Here is a 7,230-nt window from a genome sequence, read left to right as displayed (position 1 = left end):
AATATCGCTGCGGCCTGCCGACGGTATCAACTCTGCATTCAGGATGCGATAGAACTGGTTCTCACCAGCGGAAAGACGACTTTGACGTGACCCTGTTCACCACCCGGCGGATTGTCCATGTACGCGGCCTTGCGATCGGTTTGCCCATTCGGGAAGGTGTACTCCCCGGTTCCGATCGTCATCCAGCGAAAGTACTGTCCAGGCGTACAAGAAACTGCTGATACCACTTTCACGGTCCTTGCAGTTTTGATGTTCTGAGCCGCATTTCCACCATCGACAATGGTCTTTCCCGGCTTTGGGATCTGAGGCTGGATTTGAGGGACACCCCACCACCTAAGTCGGTAGCTGGCAGCTTTGGCAAGGTTTCTGGCGGGAACCGAGACAGAAGGACAAGTAGATTTGACCTGAGTGTGAATTTCCCTCGGATACAGTAGGGCACCGTTAGCACGAGCCCTTGAATCGTGGGGATTGGCAACGATAATCCTGCAACCCGTCTCGGGTAGAGGGTCGCCGTCCGGGTCAGTCTCTCCAGGGTCACCCTCGGCTAGTGGCTGAACATCTTGAGGTGAGGGTGAATCGCTTTGATCTTGGGTCGAGGCGTCCACGCCCCCAGGGTCGGTGTAATCGGCTGATTCACGGGGAAGATTTGACGGTGCAACGTCCGCTGGTGTAATAGGGTCGCCGGGGCGCCAGTCAATTGTTCCACTCTGAAAATTTTGAGCCCAGCCGCCATCTAATGAGTATTCGTTGGTAGTGGGAAATCCGAACCGGCTTGTCTCCCAGCCGCGACTTGCCCAGTTCTCGCGTATCGCACCCCATATGGTGAATACGCTAGGCTAGCCGACACCCGGACCGCAGGCACCACAAGCGAGGGCAGCATGAGCGAGCACAACCACGGCCAGGACACGACGGCTCCCGAACCACTCCGTATCGACGGCGCGCTGGCGGTCGCAACCGAGGAGTACACGCAGCTCCGCGACCTGGCGATCCGCGCGCTCAGCGAACTGCTCGGCAGCGCACCGGAGACCGACGAGGACGGCGACATCGCGATTCCCGTCCACGGGTTCGGTGTGTACGTGACGGTCGCGGAGGACGGCCCGCAGCTGCACATCTGGTCGTCGCTGCTCGGTGATCTCGCCGACCGCTCCAAGGCTGCCGATGAGCTTGCCGACCTGTCGAGCGAGTGGGCGCGTCTGCGCTTCACCATCCAGGACGGGCACCTGCTCGTCTCGACAATCCTCGACGCAGATCCCTTCGCGCCGCAGCATCTGATCAACCTGATCGACGAGATCCACGACCTCACACACGATCTCGACGACGACTTCGCAGCGCGATTCGGTGGTGTCCTCGACTGCGATGCCGACGACACCTCGTACGCCGGACCGTGCGGGGGCGGCGGCTGTGGTGAGGGCTGCACGTGCGGCCACAGTGGCGAGGATGCGGGTGACCTCGGTGCGGACATCCCGGTCGGACAGCCCGAGGCGTAGTCACTCGGCGCACCCCATTTCGCCGCTAACCTGGAAGGCATGAGGATAGGTGCTCATGTCCGGCAGGACGACGATCCCATCGGCCAGGGGGAACGGCTCGGCGCAGACCTGGTGCAACTGTTCCTGTCGGACCCGCAGAAATGGCACACGCCGGGCGAGCATCCTCGGACCGAGCAGATTCTCGCGTCCGAGATCGACGTCGTGGTGCACTCGCCGTACGTCATCAACGTGGCGAGCCTGAACAACAGGCTTCGTATGCCGTCGCGTAAAGCCGTCGCCGAGCACGCCGACGCCGCGGCGAAGATCGGCGCCTTCGGCCTCGTCGTGCACGGCGGGCACGTCCGCGACGGCGAGAGCGTGGCGTCCGGCGTCCAGAACTGGCGCAAACTGTTCGAACGGCAGGAGGACAAGGGCGGGTTCGCGGTGCCGATCCTCGTCGAGAACACCGCCGGCGGGGATTTCGCGATGGCCCGCTACATCGACGCCATCGGCCGGTTGTGGGATGTGATCGGCGACTACGACGTCGGGTTCTGTCTCGACACGTGCCACGCGTGGGCGGCGGGTGAGGATCTCGTCGACGCCGTCGAACGGGTGCGGGCACTGACCGGTCGCATCGATCTCGTGCATCTGAACAACTCTCGCGACGAGTTCGATTCGGCCCGCGACCGCCACGCGAATCTCGCCGACGGCACCATCGACCCGCAGTTGCTCGCCGAGGTCGCGTTGAAGGCGAATGCACCGGTGATCCTGGAGACACCCGCAGGCGGACTCGCCGACGACATCGCCTACCTGCGTGAGCAGACTTCCTGAGCGGTGGTTCCCCGATCCGGCGACTGCCGCCGTGATGAATTCCGGTCTCCCGTTCGGTCTATCCGAGCATGACCATGACAACGACAGTGCTGAGTGTGTCGGTTCCGGTGACCGACCAGGATGCCGCCCTGAAGTTCTACACCGAGGTACTGGGGTGCGAACTCCGCACCGACATCGAGATCTGGCCTGGTGCACGGCTGGTCGAGGTCGCACCGCCCGGTTCGGACGTCTCGCTGCTGCTCCTCGAGCCTGACAGCGAGATCCCGGTCGCGATCCGCTTGGGCACCACCGACGCTCGGGCAGCACACGACGCGATCCGCGCGTCCGGGACCACCCTGCACAACGACGATCCGATCCGGATGGAGGGTGTGCCGGCGATGTTCTCCTTCGCCGACCCCGACGGCAACGGACTGGTCTATCTGGAGGACAACTCGTGAACGCCCAGAACACGTAGCAACGCGAGCGACTCCGCAGCGTGTGTCCCGGGTGCAGCCGAGTACACGATGACCGATTGGTCGACATCCGGGATGTGCAAGGCGTCGCAGTCGAGAACGATCGGACCCAACGCGGGATGATTCACCGTCTTCGTGTGGTTCCGCCACCCTCCGACGGTGCCCTTGTCCCACAACTCGGCGAAGTGTGCCGACTTGGTCCGTAGTTCGTGCACGAGCGCGCTCGAGCCCGTGTCGTCGGGGTACCGGGCAGCCGCCGACCGAAGACTCCCGACCGACTGCTGCGCCGTCGCCTCGAATTCCTCTTCGGTGGCACCGACCGTGCTCATCCGAGGATCCGCTGGATCGGGGAGGAACCGCAGTCTGTTGATATTCCGGCGATGCGGTGGCAACGCCGACCAATCACCCTGCAGCGCAGAGGCCATCGCGTTCCACGCGAGGACATCACCCTTCGCGCTCATCACCACGACGGGCAGGTCTGCGAACCGGTCGATCAGGCGCAGCACACTGGGCCGCACGTGCATGTCGATCACGCCCGGGCCGGGAGGCGCAACACCTGCCAGATGGAACAACTGGTTGCGTCCGTCGAGATCGAGTCGTAGCGCCCTGGCCAGCGCTCCGAGGACCTGCGCTGACGGAACCGATCCGCGTCCCTGTTCGAGTCGGACGACGTAGTCGACACTGATGCCCGCGAGCATCGCCACCTCCTCGCGGCGCAACCCGGGGGTGCGACGGTGCACCCCTGACGGCAGACCGACCTCACCCGGTGAGATCAGTTCTCGAGCGTGTCGCAGCACTGCCGCCAGTTCGGTGCGGTTGATGGCCATGGAATCCAGCATGACGTCTTGTCGTGGCATATGGGTAGTACGGTCGATCCCACGATCGTCCGGCCCTGGTAGAACGCGAACCAGCGGGCGACCGTGATGACATGACCACTCACATTGCATCCACAGTCCTCGTCACCGGCGCCACCGGAGGCCTCGGCGCCGAAACCTGCCGTCGTCTTGCCGCTTCCGGACACACCGTCTGGATGGGCGTGCGCACTCTCGAAGCCGGCCACGACGTTGCGGGGAAGATCAGAGCCGACAGCCCCGACGCCCACGTCCGCGTCGTCGAACTCGATGTCACGAGCGACGACTCCGTCGCCGCCGCCTACCGGGCGGTGTCGGAGTCCGGCACCGGTCTCGATGTCCTCGTCAACAACGCCGGTATCGCGGGCAGTGTCGCTGCACCCGCCGACACCGTCCCCACCGATTTCCTTCCGGTGTTCGGTGTGAACCTGCTCGGGCCGGTCCGCGTGACCCACGCCTTCCTGCCGCTGCTCGCGCAGTCCCCGTCGCCGCGGTTGGTGATGGTATCGAGCGGAATGGGTTCGTTCGCCGTGACGAACGATCCCGCACGGATCGAATCGACGTTGCACGGGCTGGTGTATCCGTCGTCGAAGGCGGCCTTGAACATGGTGACCACGATGTACGCCAAGGCACTTCCAGGTATTCGGGTCGTGGCTGCCGATCCTGGCTACACCGCCACCGCGCTCAACGGTTTCTCCGGCACCCAATCGGTCGAGGAAGGCACCGACGCGATCGTCGAGGCGTGTACCGCCTATTCACCGGCGGGGATGTTCATCGACCGTCACGGACCCGTGCCGTGGTGATCCGGCGTGGTGCCGTCGGGTAGCTCGCCGGTGAGATAGCGCTGCACTGTCGGCGCGATGATCTCGATGAGTTGCTCGGGCGGCAACGACGCCAACGGCTCGAACCCGAGGACGTAGCGCACCAGCATCACCCCTGTCATCTGGGTTGCCACCAATTCGGCGCGCAACCGGCCGGCGCCTTCGGGAATGTCGATCCTGCCGAGGAGTGGTTCGAGCGCGACCTCGAGCAGGAACGTCCGGATCAGCCCGGTGTCGCCGCCCGCGATCTGTGCACGGAACATCGCCACTGCCGCGTCGCGGTGCGGGGACTCCCACACTCCGATCAGTGCGGAGGCGAGTGCGTGACCGAGTTCCTCGACCGGCGTCTCGTACACCGGCGCGAGAACATCTCGAGGATCGACGGGCAACGCGATGGATGCGGTGAACAGCGCCATCTTCGTGCCGAAGTAGTGGTGCACGAGCGCTGGATCCACACCTGCGCGTGCCGCCACGGCGCGCACGGTCGTCTTGTCGAACCCATGGGAGGCAAACAGCTCCCGCGCCGAGGCGAGGATCGACTCGCGGGCACCCGAGTTGCCGGGGCGTCGGCCCGGACGCCGAGCGCCCGGCGATTCGGTGGTCACTCCGTCCGCCGGCGCAGTGTCGCAGCGCCGAACGCAAGGGCTGCCGCGGCGAAAGCAGCAACGACGACGAGGTCACGCACCATGACGGCGGTGGTCCCTGGGTACCGGGTGATCTCCTGCAGCGCCTCCACCGCATAGCTGAGCGGGAGCACGTTGCTGATCCAGCGCAGCCAGTCCGGCAGTTGATCGCGCGGAACGAGTAGACCGCACAGCAGGAACTGCGGGATGACGAGCACCGGCATGAATTGCACGGCTTGAAATTCGGTGCGGGCGAAGGCGCTACACAACAATCCCAGCGACACACCGAGTACCGCGACCAGCACCGCCGTCACGAGCACCCATGCCACCGACCCCGCGCTGGTGACGCCGAGCAGCCAGAACGCCACGGCGCACGCAAGCCCGGCCTGAAGTGCCGCTGCGAGGGAGAACGCGCTGCCGTATCCGGCAAGCAGGTCGAGTTTCGTCAACGGCGTGGTGAGGAGCCGCTCGAGCGTGCCCGAGCTTCGCTCGCGCTGCATCGCAATGGACGTGACCAGGAACATCACGACGAACGGCAGGATCCCGAGCATGGTCACGGCGATCCGATCGAACAGCGAGAAGCCGCCCGGCCCGACAGGTGCGTTCTGGTACATGAAGTACAGAAGGATCATCAGCAGGCTCGGCACGAACACGATCATGGCGACCGTGCGGTGGTCGGATCTGAGCTGCCGAAGGATTCGGGTGGTGGTGGAGGCATAGATGACGGCGCTCATGATCATGCTCCCGTCGAGGTTCGGATCAGGTGGAGGAAGGCGTTTTCGAGGCTCGGCTCGCCGGTCCGATCGCGCAGTTCGCCCGGCGTGAGTTGCGCGATCAATCGGCCGTCTCGGAGCAGGACCAGTTCGTCGCAGTGGTCGGCCTCATCCATGACGTGGCTGGAGACGAGGAGTGTGGTGCCACGCGCAGCCAGGGTTCGGAAGTGTTCCCACAGTTCTGCACGCAGGACCGGATCGAGGCCGACGGTGGGCTCGTCGAGTACGAGAAGCTCGGGGTCTCCGACGAGGGAACACGCGAGTGAGAGGCGCCCGAGCTGGCCTCCCGAGAGAGCACTCGCGGCATTGCGTGCATGGTCCGTCAGTCCCACTGCGGCGATCGTGTCGGCGACGGCGGAGCCTCGTCGGCCGTAGAGCGCAGCGAAGTAGGAGACGTTCTCGGTGACCGACAGGTCGAGGTACACGCTCGGCGCCTGGGTGACGTACCCGACGCGTCGGCGTAGGTCTGCGGAACCGGCGGGTTTCCCGAGCACGGTGACACTGCCGGATTCGACGATCTGGGTGCCGACGATCGATCGCATCAGCGTGGTCTTTCCACAACCGGAGGGGCCGAGCAACCCGGTGATCGATCCGCGGGCGACCTTCACGTTCACATCTACGAGCGCTCGGTGGGTGCCGCGGCGGACCTGCAGATCACGGACGTCGACGGCGAAGGATTCGGAAGCGATATTCATGGCGCACTCAATTCATCGAGTGTTGAATTGTGCAACCCGGGCCCGCCCGCGTCAATACCTCCATCGCGCCTCCCTCGATCCCGCGATGTCACGCCGTATCATGAGGCGCATGCTTCGCACCCGTCACGCCCTCGCCGTCACCGCCGCCGCGTTGGTTCTTGCGGGGTGCACCGCCAGCGGGGATCCCGTACCCGATCCCGCCGCGTCCATCGAGACGCAGGTCGAGTCGCCGGATGCTCCGGCGACCACCCCGACCGACACAGCCGACAAGGTCTCTCCCGCGGGGGACGGCGCGAAGCTCACGGTCACCGATATCCGCACCGGCAGGCACGACGGCTTCGACCGCGTCGTCTACGAACTGGGCGGGGAGGGCACGCCCGGCTGGCGTGTCGGCTATGTCGACGAGGCGGTCCAGGACGGCAGCGGTAACGAGATCCCGCTCGCGGGAAGCGCTGTGATCCAGGTGCTCATCGACGGATCCGCGTATCCTTTCGACAGCGGTGTCGAGCCGTACTCGGGCCCCAACCCGGTTCTCGGGTCGCCGGGCGGCTCGGTGGTGGAGGTCAACGGCTCGGGCGTGTTCGAGGGCGTGACCCAGTCGTTCATCGGAGTGGCCGCCCCAGAGACTCCGTTCTCCGTCTCTGCCCTCACCGATCCCACCCGCCTGGTGATCGACGTGGCGAACTAGCTGCTCTCCCCCGCGCCTACGCTTGACCTC

9 protein-coding genes are annotated in these 7,230 nt (G+C 65.2%); 5 read left to right on the top strand and 4 right to left on the bottom strand.

The features are described 5' to 3' along the window. Nucleotides 1-878 precede the first annotated feature (878 nt). From EV641_RS09635 to EV641_RS09625, 3 genes are all read left to right on the top strand, one after another. Nucleotides 879-1,487: a hypothetical protein gene (locus EV641_RS09635; protein WP_054719072.1), complete on the top strand. Its 609-nt coding sequence runs from the start codon at nt 879-881 to the stop codon at nt 1,485-1,487. A 39-nt stretch (nt 1,488-1,526) separates the two neighbouring features. Then, a complete protein-coding gene (locus EV641_RS09630) occupies nt 1,527-2,297 on the top strand; it encodes a deoxyribonuclease IV (protein WP_054719074.1) in 771 nt (256 codons plus the stop codon). A gap of 68 nt (nt 2,298-2,365) precedes the next feature. Next, the gene (locus EV641_RS09625) at nt 2,366-2,734 is read left to right on the top strand and encodes a VOC family protein (protein ID WP_054719078.1); all 369 of its coding nucleotides are present in this window, start codon (nt 2,366-2,368) and stop codon (nt 2,732-2,734) included. On the opposite strand, the gene EV641_RS09620 is transcribed toward EV641_RS09625, so the two are convergent. Continuing rightward, the gene (locus EV641_RS09620) at nt 2,713-3,576 is read right to left on the bottom strand and encodes a helix-turn-helix transcriptional regulator (RefSeq protein WP_241996996.1); all 864 of its coding nucleotides are present in this window, start codon (nt 3,574-3,576) and stop codon (nt 2,713-2,715) included. The genes EV641_RS09625 and EV641_RS09620 overlap by 22 nt on opposite strands. A 101-nt stretch (nt 3,577-3,677) precedes the next feature. Between EV641_RS09620 and EV641_RS09615 the strand changes: the two genes are divergently transcribed. After that, entirely contained in the window at nt 3,678-4,403 is a 726-nt protein-coding gene (locus tag EV641_RS09615) for an SDR family NAD(P)-dependent oxidoreductase (protein WP_132471620.1), read from the top strand. On the opposite strand, the gene EV641_RS09610 is transcribed toward EV641_RS09615, so the two are convergent. From EV641_RS09610 to EV641_RS09600, 3 genes are read right to left on the bottom strand one after another with little or no spacing between them, the layout of a single operon-like run. Continuing rightward, complete coding sequence (locus EV641_RS09610; protein ID WP_132471619.1) at nt 4,382-5,026, bottom strand: TetR family transcriptional regulator; 645 nt, start codon at nt 5,024-5,026, stop codon at nt 4,382-4,384. The two genes, EV641_RS09615 and EV641_RS09610, sit on opposite strands and share 22 nt — an antisense overlap. After that, on the bottom strand, nt 5,023-5,778 hold the full coding sequence (locus tag EV641_RS09605) for an ABC transporter permease (protein WP_132471618.1): 756 nt from the start codon (nt 5,776-5,778) through the stop codon (nt 5,023-5,025). The genes EV641_RS09610 and EV641_RS09605 overlap by 4 nt, the downstream gene beginning before the upstream one ends. Before the next feature lie 2 nt (nt 5,779-5,780). Then, nucleotides 5,781-6,512, bottom strand: coding sequence for an ABC transporter ATP-binding protein (locus tag EV641_RS09600; RefSeq protein ID WP_054718539.1), 732 nt, complete (start codon nt 6,510-6,512; stop codon nt 5,781-5,783). A gap of 109 nt (nt 6,513-6,621) precedes the next feature. Here EV641_RS09600 and EV641_RS09595 point away from each other — a divergent pair, with 109 nt between their 5' ends. Next, a complete protein-coding gene (locus EV641_RS09595; RefSeq protein WP_054718536.1) occupies nt 6,622-7,200 on the top strand; it encodes a hypothetical protein in 579 nt (192 codons plus the stop codon). Nucleotides 7,201-7,230: the final 30 nt, after the last annotated feature.

It is taken from the genome of Rhodococcus sp. SMB37 (assembly GCF_004345605.1).
GTDB lineage: Bacteria > Actinomycetota > Actinomycetes > Mycobacteriales > Mycobacteriaceae > Rhodococcus.
Note: the sequence above shows the minus strand (reverse complement) of the source record. Positions and strands in the feature narration are given on the sequence as shown.

Excerpts from the sequence above, each read along its gene's own strand:
- EV641_RS09635 (WP_054719072.1), top strand. The coding sequence starts at position 879 with ATGAGCGAGCACAACCACGGCCAGGACACGACGGCTCCCGAACCACTC.
- EV641_RS09630 (WP_054719074.1), top strand. The coding sequence starts at position 1,527 with ATGAGGATAGGTGCTCATGTCCGGCAGGACGACGATCCCATCGGCCAG.
- EV641_RS09625 (WP_054719078.1), top strand. The coding sequence starts at position 2,366 with ATGACCATGACAACGACAGTGCTGAGTGTGTCGGTTCCGGTGACCGAC.
- EV641_RS09620 (WP_241996996.1), bottom strand. The coding sequence starts at position 3,576 with ATGGCCATCAACCGCACCGAACTGGCGGCAGTGCTGCGACACGCTCGA.
- EV641_RS09615 (WP_132471620.1), top strand. The coding sequence starts at position 3,678 with ATGACCACTCACATTGCATCCACAGTCCTCGTCACCGGCGCCACCGGA.
- EV641_RS09605 (WP_132471618.1), bottom strand. The coding sequence starts at position 5,778 with ATGAGCGCCGTCATCTATGCCTCCACCACCACCCGAATCCTTCGGCAG.
- EV641_RS09600 (WP_054718539.1), bottom strand. The coding sequence starts at position 6,512 with ATGAATATCGCTTCCGAATCCTTCGCCGTCGACGTCCGTGATCTGCAG.
- EV641_RS09595 (WP_054718536.1), top strand. The coding sequence starts at position 6,622 with ATGCTTCGCACCCGTCACGCCCTCGCCGTCACCGCCGCCGCGTTGGTT.